Source organism: uncultured Porphyromonas sp. (assembly GCF_947254915.1).
Taxonomy (GTDB): Bacteria; Bacteroidota; Bacteroidia; order Bacteroidales; family Porphyromonadaceae; genus Porphyromonas.
Genome location: NZ_CAMYEZ010000023.1, coordinates 1 through 18794, shown reverse-complemented (window position 1 = coordinate 18794; position 18794 = coordinate 1). Strand labels below are relative to the sequence as shown.

Here is an 18794-nt window from a genome sequence, read left to right as displayed (position 1 = left end):
ATGATGGGGCATTCGTCTATTGCCAGCACGCAAATCTACGCCCAAGTCACCGACCAAAAGATTGCAAGGGATATGGATAAGTTGATCAAGAGAAAAACGAACTAGAGCCTACATGAAGAGCCCTTTTACACGAATATTAGGGTGGGGGTGGAATGTGCGGAAAAAGAAAATTCGCCCAAAATTTGGTGGTTTGATTTTTTATGTCTAACTTGGCACTCAGAAAGAATATTATTACAGTAGTACTAAGCAATGATGAGCAAAAGTGAAGAACGTAGGAATCAAATACTCGTAGGGGCATTCAAACTCTTTTTGGTGAAGGAGTATGCGGATGTCACTACGGCGGATTTGGAAGAAATAATCGGATTGTCTAGAGGAGCTATATACTATAAGGTAAAGAACAAAGAAGGATTATACAGAGCGGTCATTGACAAGTTCGTCTTTGAACTTCTATCTAACTCCTTAAAGAGAGAGGAGCTTGCATCAAATGAGAAGCCATTCCTTAGCTTTATTATGAACGAATTAAATCTCACGAAAGAGCGGATGAATTCTGTAAGGAACACCCTTATAGATGCGAACTCCACGGAGTATATCAACCTACTATCCTCTGCCAAATTTCATTACGAAGGTTTTAATGATAGATGCAAAGCTTTGGATCAAGAAATAACACAATTGTGGCTAACATATTACGAGAAAGGTCTCTCTGCTAGGGAGCTGAATCAAAGCATTGACCCGCTTCTGGTCGTATCTATGTTTCGATCTTTATATTATGGAGATTCGTTTATCCACTCCATAACAGGGAATGAGTTGGATATTGACGAGTTGAAAAAGAAATACTTACTGCTATATAATTCTATACGCTTATGAGGAATGTATACATCAATAAGGTTGCGGTCTTTTTGCCTAATAAGCCTGTATCCAACGAGGAGATAGAGGATTATATCGGTCTCATTGGTGGAAAACCGTCGAGGGTTCGGTCTATTGTCCTCAAACAAAATGGTATAAGAGCATAAGATCACTCATTCTAATGCTCAACTTGCAAAAGAAGCGGTATTGGGACTGTTTGAAGAAAATGCTGTCCCAAGTGACATCACTCTCTTAGCTTGTGGCACAAGTACTCCAGATCAGTTGCTCCCATCGCACGCCTCTATGGTACATGGTGAGTTGGGTAACTTCCCGATGGAGATATTTTCTTCTGCTGGTGTATGTCTGACCTCATTACAAGCTCTGAAGATTTGCTATAGCAATATCCTCGCAGGGTTGCACGACAATGCTGTTTGTGTAGCTTCCGAGCTGACATCTCCCGCATTGGTCTCCAAGTTTTACGATCCCGAGTATGAGGCGACACACGACAATCCAGATAAAGATCCTTATATGGCTTTTGAGAAGGATTTCATGAGGTTTATGTTGTCAGATGGAGCTGGAGCTGTATTGCTACAAGACCACCCCGGGGGAGATTGCTCTCTTAAAGTGGAGTGGGTGGAAATGACATCTTATGCCAATGAGTTGCCGACCTGTATGTTTATGGCGTCCGAGCTGGAACCAAATGGACGGCTAAAAAGTTGGAAAGAATTCTCTCCAGAGGAAATCAAGGATCGTGGTGTTCTTGTAGGGAAGCAGGATATTCGTCAGCTAAAAAAGCATGCCATCAAGTATTGGGTGGATCATATCGAAACCGTTCTCGCTAAACACAACTTGAATCCAGAAGAGGTTGATTACGTGTTACCACATCTTTCCTCAATGCTCTTTTACGACCAAGTGAATGAAGAACTCAAATCTCGTGGTATTGCATTGACGAAAGAGAAGTGGTTTGTCAACCTCCCATCTGTCGGGAACGTTGGCTCTGCTGCCATTTACGTGGCGTTGGAAGAGCTGATGCGAATGAAAGGGATAAAGCATGGGCAAAAGATACTCCTTCTTGTCCCTGAAAGTGGCAGGTTCTCCTATGGAACAGTGCTACTAACCGCTCAATAAATACGAAATATCATAGTGCACGATGATATATAGAGTGCAGCCATAGCTCGAAAATAGAAGAACGTGTTCTTCAAACCAGGTCATACGTTGTCCTCTACACAGACCGCAAGGAGCAGAATCGTCCTTGATGACAAAAACGATTCTCAGACCAACTGGCTAACAGGAGGGGGATCCGAAAACCTATCAGAGTAGGAAGCAACCGCATAAATACATAGTATTATGAAACAACCCTTAATCCTATCGCTTGTCATAACGCTACTCAGTGGCATATATGGCTACCATATCAATGCGCAAGAGAGTATCAATCCTCTAGTCCTATGCGCAGAGACTGTCACACTCAAGGCATCTCCTACGAGAGATCTTCGATCTGGTTCGACTAGTACAAAGGAAATAGAAGGAGCTGAGTTCTCCTTCTCTAGTGAGGAACAAACGCATCCAATCTACGCTCTAGCAGTAGATCTCTCAGTAACCTTTACTAGTAAGGAGGGTTACTTTAGCATCCTCTTTGAGGATCAAGCAGGCAAACAATATCTTGTATACCGGGATATTGCTATCTTCAACCAATTGAATAAACCAATCTCGCTTTCAAACAAGGCTTTTGAAACGGCTCTCTTCGCTTTTGGAGTACATCCTAAGAAACTTATGCTCAGAACTAGTGGGTGTGTCGTAAACCTAGATAAGGTACATACGGCTACCTCCCACAATAACAACATCAGCAAGATATATCAACTTCGTAGATTTTATACTCTGAAACAGGATGCCATCCAATCTCAAATTGATCGTATCAACGCTTATAACAAGGAGCATAATATCCTTTGGGTAGCCAAGCAGACATCTCTGTCTCTACGCTCCTATGCAGAAAACCGTCAAAACTTATCGTTTTTGAACGAAGTTGATGCATATGGTTTGGAGCATTATGGCGGTGGCATTTATACTCCGATGGCCACTCCTTTTGATGAAATGGAGTTTTTAGATACAACAACTTATCCATATGTAGAGTACTTTGACTGGAGTGATCGGCACGGGATCAATTGGAATACTTCTTGTCGAGAACAGTACGACACATATTCATGCTGGGCTCAAGCCACTGCATCTGCTATGGAAAGCTATATCAAACGTTATTACGGAGAAAACGTAGATAGACAGGTTTCAGTATTGCAAATCATAGCTTGTTCGGGAGCCTTGGAAGAGGGTTGTACAGACCCTACAGAACTTCAAAAGAGAAAAGATAAGTGTGGACCCATTTGGTCAACAGCTATGCCTCTAGTTGCAGAGTATCTAAAACAGCCCATTGTTACAGAAGACGAGTTCCCCTTTGACAAAAAGTATCAACCTTGTGAAAATAAGCCCGAGAATCCTGATGTAACTTATCAAGTAGAGGATGTTTTACAACTCGCTCGATTTGATGCCAAAGAGGTGATGCATACACTGATTAATCAAGGTCCGCTTATTGCAAGTATACCAGGACACGAAATGCTACTGTCCGGCTATGGAGTAATAAAGCCTGGACTATTACTTAACTATTGGCCTACAGATACGGATCCTATTCCTGCAGACCATCCCCTCTGTGGCAAAGTTTACTGGAGCTTTAAAAATAGCTTTGGAGACAACTTTGGAAATGGTGGCTATAGTTACTTTGTAAGAGTGAAGCATCGGAATGCAAGTGACCCTCGTATTTGTGTCCCTTCAATCAATGATCTTTACTATCTATCAGGGAAGCTTACTGAAAGTCATCGTCCTGGCCATATTTATAAGCACTCTATGATTGAAGCTTATGACGAGGATGGTGATGGCTACTATCGTTGGGGATTAGTAGGTAGACCTTTCTATGATATATTCATTCCCAAAGAACAAGATGGAAATGATTCAAACCCACTACTAGGACCGATGAATGAATACGGCATTTGCGACACACTTCGTATGACAGACCTATACATTCGAGATGTCAAACAAGACAAAGGTGTCGAACCATACTTCATTGATGCCCCACAATGGGAGAGTCCTGACATTTGGGTACGCCAAAATAATGATAAGGTAGAAGAGCATCAAAACCCGAACTTTAGCGTGGGTAATCGTTGCTATGTATATCTGCGCATACATAACAAAGGAGTTCAACCCTCTATCTCTCGAGCTATGGTGAGACTTTATTGGTCATATTCTAGTCCAACGCAGGGGTGGGATTCCTTCCACGGGAAAGAGAAGACAACCATTTCCAATGGAAAGAAGGTCGTCTCAGGTGGTGAGATTGAATCAGTCGCTATTCCCTCTATCCCAGCAGGAGGGTCTACCATTATAGAGATTCCTTGGACTCTGCCAGCTGAACTAATCCTTGATCAAACTTCTAAAGAGATGCACGCTTGTTTGCTCGCAGAGATTACAGAGATCCAAGATTCTTACTATCTAGTAGATCACAGAGACTTTCGCAAGTATGTCCAAGCCAACAACAATGTTGCACAAAAGAATGTCCACATTATTAATGTATCCGACAACGGATTGGGAGGAATAGATCTTAACGACATTATTGTCATCAACCACGGAGATAAGATTAAGGATATCAACCTTCATATAAACTATGATGATGGAATTCAAAAGTATGAAACGGTAAAGGATCAATTCGAGCTATCATACCGCTACGATCAATCATATCGGACTAAAAAGGGACTTCCTTCGTTACCGACAGAATTTATTCGAGTAGACTCGGTCGCACATATAGACGGCATACGCCTAGCACCTAAGGGACAATTGAATCTTCAGCTTAAAGCGAACTTCTTGGTACAAAAGCAAACAGACCAAAAGGAGTTTACAGTAAGAGTGCAAGCTTTAGATGCTAAGACTGGCGACTGTATCGGAGGAAACACTTACATACTTCGTAAGGATATTAGACCTATGTTCAGTGCGGAGGCGACCATTGTTGATGGAGATTCTAAACTCATAGCACATGACATTGGTGAACCCGCTAAATACATTTGGTCAACATCTGACGGCAAAGAAATTGCAACGGGCAAAGAACTAGAGCTATCCTCAAGATCTAGCCTAAAAGATATAACTCTATCGGTAGAAGCTACCAAAGACGGCTTCTTAGATCGCAAGATAGTATCACTACCACAAAAAGCTACTATTGAGGCATCGCCTATGAAGCTTTATCCTAACCCCACCGATGGAATACTCTCTATAGAGCTTACAGACGCTCGTCAAGACGGTGTAATTAAAATCACCTCAGCAGAAAGTGGCAAGACATATTACACCATATCTACACAAGGAGAGAAAATACTGACGGCAGACCTTACTGGACTACCTAGCGGGGAATACCTCCTCCACTACTACGATGGAACAGCTCTCATCGCTACACAAAAGATTCATAGGCTATAAACAAATCAAGACAGTACAACTATGAAACTCTTCAATATAATCACAGCTACACTAGTCGTCCTCCTTACTAGCTTTGGGGACATATCGGCTCAAGAGACAAAGCCTGTCTCCAAAACAGAGCCAACCATCCCGACCATACAGGCGGGAGCCAAGTGGCATTTGTTGAGAAGGGATCTGCACATTGTTGATGTGCCCAATGATACATCGACCGCCTTGGAGAGGCACGCAACTTTTAATTCTTCGACAGAAACGTTCAAACTAGACAAAATCAAAGAGGTTGATGGGAAAAGCTACTTTGATATAGGGAAATCCCAATTTCGTGAGAATCTATATGTTCGAGAAGATCTAGACAAAGGGAAGATCTATCTACGTTGCAATTTCCGAGATCCTAATAAGGTTGATGGGCAGCCTGCGGAAGTAGTCCTCTTTGACTATAATTATAAGGTCGGTGACACTGTGAGGGTCTACTCGGGATATGATAATGATGAACGACTCTCCTTGGACTATGAACAGGGAGCTTTGGGATGGAAGCAACCCTTTCTCCTACGAGTGATCGATATTCGTACGCGAGATATGCTGGGAGCTAACCGCATAGTATACACTCTTGAGAGAGTGCTTGTAAAGAGTGATAAGCCACGCTCCTCTCTAGAAGTTTACCAATGGATTGAGGGTATCGGATACTCCTTTGGTTTTTTGTTTAACAAAGAGGAACTAGGAGTGGTGCCAGGCTTTACCTACCTTGACTACACCCCTCTATGCTACACCTCTCCAACTGGGGATGTATATACGTTTCACCCATCAGGACTATGCGACATCAAGCAAACGAGAGGGACTACAGCACCTTTGACTAGAGAATCGCTTGACGTGCAGATAGAGCGAGACCAATTAGGACTGACCATTCGTGTAAATGATGACAAGCATCACGACCTGACCGTTTATCGATCTGATGGCACAACTCTTGTGGGTACTACATCCTTCTACGAGAGTTACGCTTTGGCTAAGTTCGGCTATGAGGGCGAGAAGATCTTTGTTGTGGTTGATGACGAGACTATTCCTTACATCCTATAAGGACTAGCAGTCATATATTGTGTAAATGAGGAGGGGGGCTGAGAGCTTCTCTCCTCTTTTCTCTGAATAGGTAAAACTACCTCCATATAGGGTACAGAAAAATCCGCATGACGTGCGAGTATCGGGAGTAAAATAAATGTGGTTCATCCGAGATTCTGTGTGATGACTTAACTTTGGGCTAAGAAAGAAGCTGGCTCTATCTTTAGTACCTTTGAAAAAGTTAACCATTACCATTTCGGTACTATTATGACAGAAACCAGCTTCCTATATCACAGTTTTGAAGTTCACTAAGACTCGTGTGGGGGCAGATCTGTATCCGCCCCTACGTAACTTAATTCGGTTATCTTCTGGAAGTAAATATTTGACATCTCCTTTTCACCTCACGACATTAAGGAGCTTTTCCTGATACACCCACTTTTGCTTTGTATGACGGATACGTCATACCGAAAGTAGGTCAGAAAACTTTCGTTTCCCGACCTACTCGATTAAATATAAAAGAATCGTGGCGATTACAAGTTAACACGCTTCCTATAGTTCTCACCCAGTATTCTGTTTATGTCTGAGAGCCGATAGAGGATTTTCCCTGCGATTTGGGTGTAAGGGATAATGCCCTTATCCCGATAGTCTTGCAGGGTGCGAGGGGAAAGGAACAGTCTCTCGCAAACCTCCCGTCCTGTGAGGTAGATTTCACCTTCAAAAAGAGGACGATGAGTTTGAGCGATATTTCTCACTTGATTCGTCAAACCTTTAATGCCAGAGATGAGTTGCTTCATCTCTGGTGTTTCTTTATTGATAGTTTCGTACTCCATAGTCGTTAACCTTTACGAGTGTTAGAGTTAGCGAGGAGAGCTTCCACATCCTCTCGCTTGTAATAGCACTTATGTCCGATTTGGATAAAGGGCAGCACGGACGAGTCCCGATAGTGTTGCAATGTTCGCTTACTGATGTTTAGTATTCGGCAGACATCCCCATTGAAGACTGTTGCAATTCTCTCGGCTAAAGTGTATCTTTGTCATAGTGTAAAGAACAACGAATACTATGGCAACTATATACGACTTCACCGTCCTGACCTCTCAAGGCGAGCCGCTAGACTTAGCGAGCCTTCGCGGCAAAGTGCTCCTCATCGTCAATACCGCTAGCAAGTGTGGCTACACGCCTCAACTGGCTGGGCTCGAGGAGCTGTACAAGCAGTACCACGACAAGGGGCTCGTCCTGCTCGGCTTCCCCTGCAACCAATTTGGCGGGCAAGACCCAGGCACCGACGAGGAGATACGCAACTTCTGTCAGGTCAACTACGGCGTCACCTTCCCCATCATGCAGAAGGTAGAGGTCAACGGACCCCACACCCACCCGCTCTTCAAGCTCCTCAAGGAGGAGACGAGCCAAGACTCAGACCTGCCAGTCAAGCCGATACAGTGGAACTTCAACAAGTTCCTCATCTCCCGTGACGGCACCGAGATAACCCGCTACGGATCGGCTAAGCTCCCGAAGAACTTAGCCAAGGATATTGAAGCTCTCCTCTAATCCACAACTAAAGCTATGCTTGACTCTCCCATCTACTTCTGGCTCATCGCTGGGCTACTGCTCCTACTCGTTGAGCTACTCACGCCCGGCTTCGTCGTCGCCTGCTTTGGCATAGGAGCTTTGCTGGCAATCCTGCCCGCAGCCCTCGGCGCCTCGATCACTTGGCAGGTGATTACCTTTTGCATTGGGTCGATCCTTGCCCTTTTGCTCCTGCGCCCTATGGTTCGTCGCCTCAATCGCAACAAAGAGACCGCTCGCACGGGCATAGAGGCGCTCTACGGGCGCACGGCTCGTGTCACCGAGTGCATAGACGCTAGTCGAGAGACGGGTCGCATCGCTGTGGACGGGGACAACTGGCGCGCCCGCACGGTTGCACCCGACATGGTCATCCCACGTGGCGAGATGGTCCGCATCGTCAGCAACGATAGCATCGTCATGATCGTCGAGCCGATCACACAATCAGCAGAATAACAACCCCAAACATTACACATATATGGAAGCATCCCTCATCGTACTGGGCGTACTCGTCCTCCTAGTCATCTACATCATCGCCAAGGGTCTGGTTATCGTCCAGCAGTCTGAGACAATGATCGTCGAGCGTCTCGGGCGCTATCTCAAGACGCTCCCCTCGGGTATCAACTTGATCATTCCTTTCATTGATAAGCCACGCCCTATGGTTTGGCGTATCACAGCTTCATCCAGCAAGGGGGGCACGCTCGTACGCTTTATCAATACTGACCGCATCGACCTACGAGAGAATGTCTACGACTTCGCCCGTCAGAGCGTCATCACCCGTGACAACGTTGTGACTGAGATCAATGCGGTTCTTTACTTCCAGATCGTCGAGCCGCTCAAAGCGGTCTACGAGATTTCCAACCTCCCCGTAGCTATCGAGATGCTCACGCAGACTTCGCTGCGTAACGTGATCGGTGAGATGGATCTCGACGAGACGCTCACCAGCCGTGACACGATCAATAGCAAGCTACGCGACATCCTCGACGAGGCGACGAATAAGTGGGGTGTCAAGGTGAACCGCGTGGAGCTACAAGACATCAACCCGCCCCGAGACATACGCGATGCGATGGAAAAGCAGATGCGTGCCGAGCGTGATAAGCGTGCTCAGGTACTCACCGCTGAGGGTCAGAAGGAAGCTATGATCCGTGAGTCTGAGGGTCGTATGACTGAGTCGGTCAACCATGCCGAGGGTGAGAAGAAAGCGCAGATTCTTGCTGCTGAGGCTGACGCTCGTGCTACCATCCTTCGTGCAGAGGCTGAGGCAGAGGCCATCGAGCGCATCACCTCCGCAGTCGCCAGCACGGGCAGCAATCCTACGCAGTACCTCATAGCTATGCGCTATCTAGACACGCTCGAGAAGATCGGCCGCAACAGCTCCGACAAGACGCTCTTCCTCCCCTACGAGGCGACGGGCATCCTCTCCGCTCTCGGTGGCATCAAGGAGGTCTCCGCCAGCGAGGTGGGCAACCTCCTCACCAAGGTCGGCAAGCACTAGCCCCGCCTTGGTAGCGTATGCCATAGATGCCTAGCAAACTCACACGTAGCGTATGAGCAAGATCTCGATACGATTTTTCAATGACCGAGAGGTGCGAGCCGTTTGGGACGATACTGAGTCTAAGTGGTGGTTCTCTGTGTTGGACATCATAGGAGTGCTCAACGACCAAGACGATTACAACAAAAACAGAAACTACTGGAAGTATCTAAAGACGAAACTCAAAAGGGAGGAAAGTGAAGTGGTTAGTGCCACTAACCAGTTGAAACTCCTCGCTCCTGATGGGAAGAAGCGCCTAACGGACACCCTTGATGACAAAGGAGTCGTGGCTCTCGCACAGAACTTTCCCAATGATCGGGCTATGCGTTTCGTGCAGTGGTTTGTGGGAGGAGAAGAGACTATTGATGGGCGCAGTCGCTCCAAAGCGTATACCCTTTTTGAAAGCGACCTCTTAGACAGTATCGAAGTGGGTACGGTGCAAGGACTGCAACAGATACATGCCTATCTATTTGGTGGACTTTACGACTTTGCAGGACAAATCAGGCAAGTCAATATCGCCAAAGGAGGCTTTCAGTTTGCCATGGCTCAGTACCTACCTAACACCCTCACTAGTATAGAGAGAATGCCAGAGCAGACATGGGAGCAGATTATTGATAAGTATGTGGAGATGAATATCGCTCACCCTTTTAGGGAAGGTAATGGGCGTGCCACACGTATTTGGCTTGACTTAATGCTCAAGAAGCAACTTGGGCTGTGTGTGGACTGGAGCCAAGTGGATAAGTATACCTATCTCGAAGCTATGAGAGCCAGTGTGGCAGATGCCACAAGCTTGCGATGTCTACTACACGCTGCACTTACGGATAAGGTAAACGATAGAGAGACTTTTATGAAGGGGATCGACTACTCGTATTATTATGAGCAAGAAGACTGAGCCCTCCAAGATAAAGATTGACGACTATTAAGTGTTGCAGCAGAAACGGACGCACAGACGTGTAGCCCTTTGTAGGGACGCACGATCTGTGCGTCCGTTGTATCAAAGCAATACAAGTAAAGAACAACCAACCCTATGAGCAACACAGAGCAGATAGCCCACGTAAGGGCTCTAGAGGATGGCTCCTACAAGACGCAGCCTCTACTAGACCATCTACACGGCGTGGCGGAGCTGGCGCAGAGCTACGCTGAGCGCATCACCGATTACCCAGAGCTTGGCGAGATCGGTTACCTGCTGGGGCTCCTGCACGACTTGGGTAAGTACCAGGAGGGCTTCCAGCGCTACATTCGTCAACAGTCAGGTCTAGACCCAACGCTCAACGGGTGGCGCACCCCACACAGCCCCGCAGGAGCACGCTACGCCTACGACTTAAAGCAAGCAGGCGGTAGTCAGCAACTTCTCAAGATCCTCTCGCTCTGCATCGGGGCTCACCACCGAGGTCTCTACAATGACTCCGAGTGGCGAGGGCAAGTTGTCAGTTCTAGTGATACTAAGAGAGCAGTAGCGAACTTGGTCAAGGGTCTTCGACCTGAGGCGAATCAGCTTGAAGAGCTGCTTCACAAAGCCTCTCTAGACAAGGTTACTACGATATGGGATGAGCTAGACGAAAAGAACTACCAGCTACTGGTTCGAATGCTTTTCTCCTGTTTAGTAGACGCAGACTTCCTTGACACGGAGCGGTTTATGTCTCCCGACAAGAGCCTTGTTCGTCAGAGTGCCAAGGCTTCGCTAGAGCAAATGCGCGCTCAGCTAGAGGAATATGTTTCGCACTTCAACCGTGAGGGGCGGATCAATGAGGCGCGAGCAGCCTTCCTCGACCAGTGTCGCAACCATGGGCGCACGGCTCAGCGAAAGATCTACTCGCTCACGCTCCCCACAGGTGCCGGCAAGACGGTTTCCTCGATGATGTGGGCTCTGGAGCATGCCATAGCGCAGGGGTGTGAGCGCATCATCTATGTCATCCCCTACACCTCGATCATCACCCAGACGGCGCAAACCTTTAGGGACATCTTTGGGGGGGATCAAGTGCTGGAGCATCACTCTGATGTAGATGCCAAGGAGCGATCTGACGAAGCTCTGGAGTACACCAAGCTCATGACGGAAAACTGGGATGTGCCGCTCGTGGTGACGACCAACGTGCAGTTCTTCGAGTCGCTCTACGCCCATCGTGTGAGTCGCTGTCGCAAGCTACACAACATTTGTAACTCGGTCGTTGTCTTTGACGAGGTGCAGATGTTTCCCCCTCGACTACTCAACCCGATCCTGCGTGTGGTGGAGAGTCTACACTACGCCTTTCGTGTGGAGCCTCTCTTCTGTACCGCCACGCTACCAGTCTTTGACAAAAACATCCTAGCAGACAGTAAGCGGATCGGCCATGAGTTTTTCTTCCTCAAGGAGCGCATTCAGGAGGTTGTACCTTATGATGCTGAGCGCTTCGCACCCTTTGACAAGGTTCGCTACCATTGGGACCCACTTCGGTTCTCAACGGAGGAGCTAGCCGAGCGGTTGGCACAGCACGAGAGCTTCCTCTGTATTGTGAATAGTCGCAACGACGCGGCTCGTCTCTATACCGCTCTGCAAGCTCAAGAGAAGGCAAGCGAGGGGCTGATACATCTCTCACGAAGGATGTGCTCGGCGCACATTCAGAAGCGCATAGAGGAGATACGCCATCGCCTGAAGGCTGGAGAGCCGGTGCGTGTCGTCAGTACACCGTTGGTCGAGGCTGGTGTAGACCTAGACTTCCCCGTGGTCTACCGAGCGATGGCGGGTCTAGACTCGGTCATGCAGGCCGCTGGTCGGTGCAACCGTGAGGGGCATATGGCAGAGCCTGGCGAGGTCTACATTTTTCGCCTTACTGATGGGACGGACATCCCGGGTGAGATGAGCTGGGCGCAAGGTGCCCTGGAGGATCTGCTTGATCGGCTGACTGAGCAGGGAGCTCCACAGAGAGCCGAGATCGAGCGTTACTACCAGGCGTTCTATAATGATGTCGACTGCTTCGACAACAAAAAAGATAAGGAGGTTTCCAAACTGCTTTGGGATGAGGGGGAGGATCGATGTGAGGGGCTACGCTTTGACTACGAGACAGCGAGCGAGAACTTTAGATACATTGAGAATCAGGATACCCCGATCGTTATACCCTATGGCGATGCGGGAAAAGCGATCATCAAGAAGCTCCAAAGCAACATTCCGCTGACACGACAGGAGTACCGACAAATGAATCGTCTTACCGTTGGTCTAAAACGAAAAGATTGTTTAACTTTGGAGGGAAGCATCTCAGTTAGCGAGGGCGGCATCGCTTATTTGACCGATGATAAGCTCTACAGCACGGAGACTGGGATACAGATAATCGATCAGACATCAACATTCATGACAGCATAAACAGATATGGAAGAGTACATAGATAAGGAGTACTGCCTGCGTGTGCGTGGCCCTTTCGCTTGCTTCACACGCCCCGAGATGAAGGTGGAGCGTGTCAGCTATGATGTGATCACGCCTAGTGCAGCGCGAGCCATCTTTCAGGCAATCTACTGGAAGCCCGCCATACGCTGGGAGATCACGAAGATAGAGGTGCTAGCCCCGATCAAGCGGTTTACCATCAAGCGAAACGAGGTGGCCTCTATCATGAGCAAAGGAAGTACTGGCATCAACGTTTCAGAGGATCGCAGACAGCGCGCCTCCTACATCTTACGTGATGTAGACTATCGGATCTATGCCAAGATGGTCTACATCCCCGTAAGAAGTCGCTCAGCTAGTTGTCAGAAGCACTACAACGAGGAGTACAGCGAAGCCGAGCGCAAAGCGGAGAACCCAAGGAAATACCAAAAGATATTCGAGCGCAGAGCCAAAGCTGGGCAGTGCTTCACGATGCCTTACCTAGGGTGCCGTGAGTTCACCTGCGTCTTTGAGTATGTGGACCTAGAGCATGGAGAGACATCACTAGAGCCCAAGCCTATTCCTGAGAGTCGCGACCTGAGCATCATGCTCTACGACATGGACTTCGAGCGGGATAGGAAGAATCCCCCAGCTATGTTTTATCATGCGCAGATGACCGAGGGTGTCATCCTCGTCCCCCCGATGGATAGTAATGAGATACTGAGATGATCTTACAAGCACTATACAACTACTACGAGGCGATGCGCAAGATGGATCGCATCGCTCCCTTGGGACAAGAGGTCAAGCCCATTGGCTGGGTCATCGTCATTCGCGAAGATGGCTCCTTCGTTCGACTGAAAAACCTCAAAGACCCAAACGATAATATGGGGCGGGAGTATCTTGTCCCAATTGCAGAAAAGCGCAGTGGACAACGTCCACCTGCACAACCCTTTTGGGACAATCGCAAGTATATCCTAGGGTATGAAGAAAGTACGGAGGGTGTATCTCTCTGTATGAATCAGTTTGAAGACTTCAAGCGAGCCATATCCGAAGTTGCAAACTTGTACCCAGACAATGCTTGCTTTAAGGCGGTCTGTCGCTTTTACGAACACTATCGTGGCGCCGAGACTCCTCTGCCCGAGGATGCTCACACCGAGCGCGTTTTTGAGGAAGACTGGATGACCTTCCAGCTACAAGGTGACACAGAGCTTCTAGCTACACAAGAGGATGCGTACGACTATGCCGCTCAAAAGACTCTAGCGAGCAAGATTGAAGGACGATGCTTGATTACAGGAGAAAGACTTCCAATTGCAAGAATCCATCCTCGTATAAAGATGCCAAATGCTAAACCAGGGACTACTCTTATTAGTTTTAATGACCCGTCGTCTCAGTCTTATGGCAAGAAACAAGGATCCAATGCCTTTGTATCAACGTATGCTTCTTTTACTCATACCACGGCTCTCAACAACTTACTAAGTAACCAACAGACACGCTATTCTCTTGGAAGTCTGATCTACGTCTTTTGGAATTCGGATCTTGACAATCCTAGTATCAACGAGACTTTTCGCACCGTAACCTTTGAAGGTATAAAGAATGATGACACTCAGGAGCAGTCTGACCCAGACGACGAGCAGCCTAAGCGAAAAAGTAAGAGTAAAAAGAAAGCCCCAGACCCAACGCAGTACACCTACAAAGTACTCGAGCAGTTCAAAGCTATCCGTGGCAACCGTGGTCACGGAGAGCATTGGGACGACACAAGACAGTTTTACATCCTTGGACTAACCCTCAATGAAGGTGCACGCATCTCCGTCAAGTATTGGCAGCAGGGGACTGTATCGGAGATCTTCGACAGGGTCTACCAGCATCTCGTCGATATGAACATCATCAGCTGGGATGGCTTCGTAGATGAGGAGAACCCTCCCCTACGCTCTCTATATAATATAGTGTCCACTGTTTCTACAGTCTCCACGGCGCCCAGCTCTAAGAAATTTCAACTCAACTTGATACAGAGCATCGTCGAGAGTATCCTCAATGGCACCCCCTACCCACTCACACTACAGCAAGCATGTATTAGTAGGATTCCTCAAATACTCCGACAAAAGTCCAACAAAGAAAAGAAAGGATACAAGAAAAGATTTGATCTATGTGTAGCCATCCTCAAGGGCTGCATCAATCGCAAAGCAAGAGTATATAAACATCTAAAAGAACTAGATATGGCTTTAGACAAGCAAAACGACAACATCGCCTACCTCGCCGGACGCCTCTTTGCCGTCCTCGAGCAGATCCAGCAGGCTTCACTAGGCAAAGGGGTCAATGCGACCATACGAGATCGCTTTTACGCTAGCGCCTCCACTCGCCCTAACATGGTGATGGGACGACTCATCGCACTATCCAACCACCACCTGAGCAAGCTACGCAAGGAGAAGCCTGGACTAGCGGTAAATCTTGAGAAGCTCCTCGGAGAGATCTTCGCCTTGATCCCAGCTGAGGCGCCCACATTCCCCGCTACCTTCTCGCTAGATGAGCAGAGCCTCTTCGCTGTAGGCTACTATCATCAGAAAGTTGATACCTATAGGAAGGAAGAGACAACCAACCCAACAGAAGAAACAGAACAATAATCCATATAATCATGTTACAGAATAGATATGACTTCATCCTGCTCTTTGACGTCAAGGATGGCAACCCCAATGGAGACCCTGATGGTGGCAACCTGCCCCGCGTAGACCCTGAGACTGGCGAGGGACTCGTCACTGATGTGTGTATCAAGCGCAAGGTGCGCAACTACATACAGATGGCGACTGACCAAGGTATCTTCGTCAGAGAGAACTCCGTCCTCAATGACTCCATCAATGAGGCTGTCGAAGAGGCTACAGGCAAGGATGCTAAGACGAAAAACGCCTCAGACCGTGACAAGGCTCGTGCCCTCATGTGTCAGAAGTATTACGACATACGCGCTTTCGGCGCTGTCCTCTCCACAGGCAATAATGCTGGTCAGGTGCGTGGTCCCATTCAGCTAACCTTCGCACGCTCCATTGATCCGATCTTCCCCCACGAGCATACCATCACACGTATGGCTGCCACAGATGCTAAGGAGCAAAAGGCCAACGAAGAGGCTGACGACAAGGGTGGCAACCGCACTATGGGGCGCAAAGCTACTGTGCCTTACGGACTATATAAGATGTATGGCTTCGTGACGCCACACTTTGCTGAGGATACAGGCTTCACGGAGGATGACTTGAACCTCTTCTGGGAGGCACTCCAGAAGATGTTTGACCTAGATCACTCAGCAGCCCGTGGACTCATGAGCCTGCAGAAGTTGATTGTCTTCAAGCACGACTCGCCTCTAGGCAATGCGCCTGCGCACAAGCTCTTTGACCGTGTCACCGTAGCACGGCGAGAGGGGTTCACAGGCCCCGCACGCGACTTCTCCGACTACACCGTCCAGATCAATCGCAACGGACTCCAGGGTGTCGAGATCGTCGAGCTCGTCTAAGCCCACACCCCACACGGGGTGCGTGAATTGAAACTGGTCTCGCCTGCTGTAGTGTAGTTGCGTCCATGTCGCACCCCACATGGGGTGCGTGAATTGAAACCGTACTGTGTAGAGGTCTTAGCCGAAGTAAAATAGTCGCACCCCACATGGGGTGCGTGAATTGAAACGGTTACATGGGTGAACCGAGGGTATAGGGAGAAGTCGCACCCCACATGGGGTGCGTGAATTGAAACCACGAGGCACCAACGAGGCAACCATCGCCAGCAAGTCGCACCCCACATGGGGTGCGTGAATTGAAAACCATACTGTGTAGAGGTCTTAGCCGAAGTAAAATGTCGCACCCCACATGGGGTGCGTGAATTGAAACAGGTTAGAGCTGATCGTAGCGATCACATCGATCAGTGTCGCACCCCACATGGGGTGCGTGAATTGAAACCATCCAGTATTTAGCGCAGTACGAGACACGCAAGTCGCACCCCACATGGGGTGCGTGAATTGAAACAACAATGTAACGATGCTGTAAATCTCTATTATCCCGTCGCACCCCACATGGGGTGCGTGAATTGAAACATTACCTTATACAATCTGCTGGAGGGTCGCTGTGGTCGCACCCCACACGGGGTGCGTGAATTGAAACTCTATCTCGTCCTGGTGATATTGATAAGATTGAGTCGCACCCCACACGGGGTGCGTGAATTGAAACCAGGCGGTGATCGACATGAAGACGGAGCAGATGGGAGTCGCACCCCACACGGGGTGCGGGAATTGAAACATCTTGAATACAGAATAGACCAGCACGGTTGCTAGGTCGCACCCCACACGGGGTGCGTGAATTGAAACCGTCATATGACTGTATCCGATGTTGATAACTTGCGTCGCACCCCACACGAGGTGCGTGAGTTGGAAGAGGAGAGCGATTGGCAGTCGGCACGAATACGATGACAGCCTCCATGAGCGGATACGCTTGTGGGGGCTGTCTCTGTTTTTACGAGCTAAGATTGCTACGCAGCGTCAGATGAGGGCGCGGCGGCGGCCGGTGGCGTAGAGGAAGGCGATCTCGATGAGCCCCGAGAGGATGACGATGACGACGAAGGCGATCAACTTCACCTGTAGGAGCACGGCGATCAGGGCTCCAAGCGCGATGACCGCAAGCGAGAGGAGTTGGTTGATGAAGACCTCACGGTTGCGCCCATTGGCGGTGAGGACCAGTTCAATGAAGAAGCCCGAGATAAGCCATATCGGTATCAGCACCGTCATCAGCAGGAAGACGGGTAGGATAAGATCCTCTATCGGGCCATTACCCATGATCCAGATGATCGGCTTAGCAGCGAGCATGAGCGCCCCCATGCAGGCGATGCCCATGAGCAGTTCGCCACGCAGTATACGATGTATGCGCTCTGTCGTATAGCTGGTGCTGACCGAGGGAAAGAGCGCCACGTTGAGCTGTTTGGTGATGTACATAACGACGCTGACGATCTTCATTGAGAAGTCGTAGCCCGTTAGGGAGGTCATGCCAAAGAGCGAACCGATCACGAGGTTGAGTCCAGCCGACTTGACCGTCATCACCAGATAAGAGAGGAAGAGTGGCGTAGCCTCTCGCAGGAGGGCTAAGCTTTTGCGCAGTGAGATGAGGCGTAGCGAAAGCTTTTCGCGCCATAAGATATAGCCAAAGGCGATTCCCGCCGAGAGTATATTGCTTGCCGAAGCCAGTAAGACGTAGCGTGTCATATGCTCTGGCGTGAGCACCCAGAGGATGATGGCAACGGCTAGGAGCACCTTCGTGGCGATCTGTATGTAGAGGTAGATGCGGGTGCGCTGGATCCCGATGAAGTACCAGTTGGGCATGATGACACAGGCCACTACTGAGAGAAAACTTGCCCAGAGGAGCGCCCGGTAGTCGGCCAAGGCTCCGACCCATAAGACGATAGGCAGGAAAAGGAGGAAGGAAAGGAGGAGCAGGTAAAGGCGACTAGAGAGTATCTGCGAAGTGATGTCGGACTTGCCCGCTAGGTCGCCCTCCTTGTCGTAGCGAGCCAGGTAGCGGGTGCCGATCATGTCCAAGCCGTAGGTCACCAGCGTGACGAAGTATGTGATGACCGAAAAGGCGTAGACATAGGCTCCGTACGCCTCGGCGCCGACACGATGGATCAGTATCGGGTAGATGATCAGATGAAAGGAGGAGTTCAGCACGTTGATGAGTCCGAGAGAGAGGAAGTTCTCTAGGACTAGTCTATTGCCTCTGACCATAGCGCATAGTCTCTGGAGGAGGTGCTTCGGTGCTGGAAGGGGTGACTGGTTCATCTGATTATCTTGGGGTGATCGTCTGAGGCTCATAGGGCTTCAGTACGAGGGCAAAGGTACTACCTTCTCACGAATTAGTTGTCGCAGCCAAAGCCTGCGCCAAGTGTCAGGGCTCCCGTGGCGGATAGTCTCCATCTATTGAGACTATTGCATAAAGGCGAATCGCTGTGTTGCTTTCGGGATTCGGCTTCGGT

13 protein-coding genes, 3 pseudogenes and 1 CRISPR repeat array are annotated in these 18794 nt (G+C 48.8%); of the genes and pseudogenes, 13 read left to right on the top strand and 3 right to left on the bottom strand.

Going from position 1 to position 18794, the window contains the following annotated elements; all coding sequences use genetic code 11:
- The 5 genes and pseudogenes from Q0X57_RS02790 to Q0X57_RS02770 all read left to right on the top strand — a co-directional run.
- Positions 1-105 (top strand): annotated as a pseudogene (locus tag Q0X57_RS02790) (site-specific recombinase); the annotation flags it as partial.
- 144 nt (positions 106-249) lie between these two features.
- The gene (locus Q0X57_RS02785; protein WP_297727297.1) at positions 250-864 is read left to right on the top strand and encodes a TetR/AcrR family transcriptional regulator; all 615 of its coding nucleotides are present in this window, start codon (positions 250-252) and stop codon (positions 862-864) included.
- Positions 861-1971: pseudogene (locus Q0X57_RS02780) on the top strand (StlD/DarB family beta-ketosynthase). The gene Q0X57_RS02785 and the pseudogene Q0X57_RS02780 overlap by 4 nt, the downstream one beginning before the upstream one ends.
- Positions 1972-2190: 219 nt before the next feature.
- A complete protein-coding gene (locus Q0X57_RS02775; RefSeq protein WP_297727294.1) occupies positions 2191-5340 on the top strand; it encodes a C1 family peptidase in 3150 nt (1049 codons plus the stop codon).
- Between the two features lie 21 nt (positions 5341-5361).
- A complete protein-coding gene (locus tag Q0X57_RS02770) occupies positions 5362-6408 on the top strand; it encodes a hypothetical protein (protein WP_297727292.1) in 1047 nt (348 codons plus the stop codon).
- Positions 6409-6917: 509 nt separating this feature from the next.
- Here Q0X57_RS02770 and Q0X57_RS02765 read toward each other — a convergent pair.
- Together Q0X57_RS02765 and Q0X57_RS02760 are read right to left on the bottom strand one after the other, a co-directional pair.
- Complete coding sequence (locus Q0X57_RS02765) at positions 6918-7217, bottom strand: helix-turn-helix domain-containing protein (RefSeq protein WP_297727289.1); 300 nt, start codon at positions 7215-7217, stop codon at positions 6918-6920.
- Between the two features lie 5 nt (positions 7218-7222).
- Positions 7223-7381, bottom strand: a pseudogene (locus tag Q0X57_RS02760) (helix-turn-helix domain-containing protein); the annotation flags it as partial.
- Between the two features lie 65 nt (positions 7382-7446).
- Here Q0X57_RS02760 and Q0X57_RS02755 point away from each other — a divergent pair.
- The 8 genes from Q0X57_RS02755 to cas7c all read left to right on the top strand — a co-directional run bounded on the left by Q0X57_RS02755 (position 7447) and on the right by cas7c (position 16299).
- Positions 7447-7932, top strand: coding sequence for a glutathione peroxidase (locus Q0X57_RS02755; protein WP_297727285.1), 486 nt, complete (start codon positions 7447-7449; stop codon positions 7930-7932).
- 15 nt (positions 7933-7947) lie between these two features.
- Positions 7948-8403, top strand: coding sequence for an NfeD family protein (locus Q0X57_RS02750; protein WP_297727282.1), 456 nt, complete (start codon positions 7948-7950; stop codon positions 8401-8403).
- Positions 8404-8425: 22 nt separating this feature from the next.
- Positions 8426-9442, top strand: coding sequence for an SPFH domain-containing protein (locus tag Q0X57_RS02745; protein WP_007364817.1), 1017 nt, complete (start codon positions 8426-8428; stop codon positions 9440-9442).
- Between the two features lie 52 nt (positions 9443-9494).
- Positions 9495-10370 (top strand): protein adenylyltransferase Fic, encoded by an 876-nt coding sequence (gene fic, locus Q0X57_RS02740; RefSeq protein ID WP_297727279.1) that lies wholly within the window; start codon positions 9495-9497, stop codon positions 10368-10370.
- A 135-nt stretch (positions 10371-10505) separates the two neighbouring features.
- Positions 10506-12812, top strand: coding sequence for a CRISPR-associated helicase Cas3' (gene cas3 / locus Q0X57_RS02735; RefSeq protein ID WP_297727277.1), 2307 nt, complete (start codon positions 10506-10508; stop codon positions 12810-12812).
- Between the two features lie 6 nt (positions 12813-12818).
- A complete protein-coding gene (gene cas5c / locus Q0X57_RS02730) occupies positions 12819-13535 on the top strand; it encodes a type I-C CRISPR-associated protein Cas5c (RefSeq protein ID WP_297727274.1) in 717 nt (238 codons plus the stop codon).
- Positions 13532-15424: a type I-C CRISPR-associated protein Cas8c/Csd1 gene (cas8c, locus tag Q0X57_RS02725; RefSeq protein ID WP_297727271.1), complete on the top strand. Its 1893-nt coding sequence runs from the start codon at positions 13532-13534 to the stop codon at positions 15422-15424. Before cas5c ends, cas8c begins: the two co-directional genes overlap by 4 nt.
- A gap of 11 nt (positions 15425-15435) precedes the next feature.
- The gene (cas7c, locus tag Q0X57_RS02720; protein ID WP_297727268.1) at positions 15436-16299 is read left to right on the top strand and encodes a type I-C CRISPR-associated protein Cas7/Csd2; all 864 of its coding nucleotides are present in this window, start codon (positions 15436-15438) and stop codon (positions 16297-16299) included.
- Position 16300: 1 nt separating this feature from the next.
- Positions 16301-17206: a CRISPR direct-repeat array (repeat unit 32 nt; unit sequence GTCGCACCCCACATGGGGTGCGTGAATTGAAA).
- 104 nt (positions 17207-17310) lie between these two features.
- On the opposite strand, the gene Q0X57_RS02715 is transcribed toward cas7c, so the two are convergent.
- Entirely contained in the window at positions 17311-18633 is a 1323-nt protein-coding gene (locus Q0X57_RS02715; protein ID WP_297727265.1) for an oligosaccharide flippase family protein, read from the bottom strand.
- Between the last annotated feature and the right edge of the window lie 161 nt (positions 18634-18794).

Excerpts from the sequence above, each read along its gene's own strand:
- Q0X57_RS02785 (WP_297727297.1), top strand. The coding sequence starts at position 250 with ATGATGAGCAAAAGTGAAGAACGTAGGAATCAAATACTCGTAGGGGCA.
- Q0X57_RS02775 (WP_297727294.1), top strand. The coding sequence starts at position 2,191 with ATGAAACAACCCTTAATCCTATCGCTTGTCATAACGCTACTCAGTGGC.
- Q0X57_RS02770 (WP_297727292.1), top strand. The coding sequence starts at position 5,362 with ATGAAACTCTTCAATATAATCACAGCTACACTAGTCGTCCTCCTTACT.
- Q0X57_RS02765 (WP_297727289.1), bottom strand. The coding sequence starts at position 7,217 with ATGGAGTACGAAACTATCAATAAAGAAACACCAGAGATGAAGCAACTC.
- Q0X57_RS02755 (WP_297727285.1), top strand. The coding sequence starts at position 7,447 with ATGGCAACTATATACGACTTCACCGTCCTGACCTCTCAAGGCGAGCCG.
- Q0X57_RS02750 (WP_297727282.1), top strand. The coding sequence starts at position 7,948 with ATGCTTGACTCTCCCATCTACTTCTGGCTCATCGCTGGGCTACTGCTC.
- Q0X57_RS02745 (WP_007364817.1), top strand. The coding sequence starts at position 8,426 with ATGGAAGCATCCCTCATCGTACTGGGCGTACTCGTCCTCCTAGTCATC.
- fic (WP_297727279.1), top strand. The coding sequence starts at position 9,495 with ATGAGCAAGATCTCGATACGATTTTTCAATGACCGAGAGGTGCGAGCC.
- cas3 (WP_297727277.1), top strand. The coding sequence starts at position 10,506 with ATGAGCAACACAGAGCAGATAGCCCACGTAAGGGCTCTAGAGGATGGC.
- cas5c (WP_297727274.1), top strand. The coding sequence starts at position 12,819 with ATGGAAGAGTACATAGATAAGGAGTACTGCCTGCGTGTGCGTGGCCCT.
- cas8c (WP_297727271.1), top strand. The coding sequence starts at position 13,532 with ATGATCTTACAAGCACTATACAACTACTACGAGGCGATGCGCAAGATG.
- cas7c (WP_297727268.1), top strand. The coding sequence starts at position 15,436 with ATGTTACAGAATAGATATGACTTCATCCTGCTCTTTGACGTCAAGGAT.
- Q0X57_RS02715 (WP_297727265.1), bottom strand. The coding sequence starts at position 18,633 with ATGAGCCTCAGACGATCACCCCAAGATAATCAGATGAACCAGTCACCC.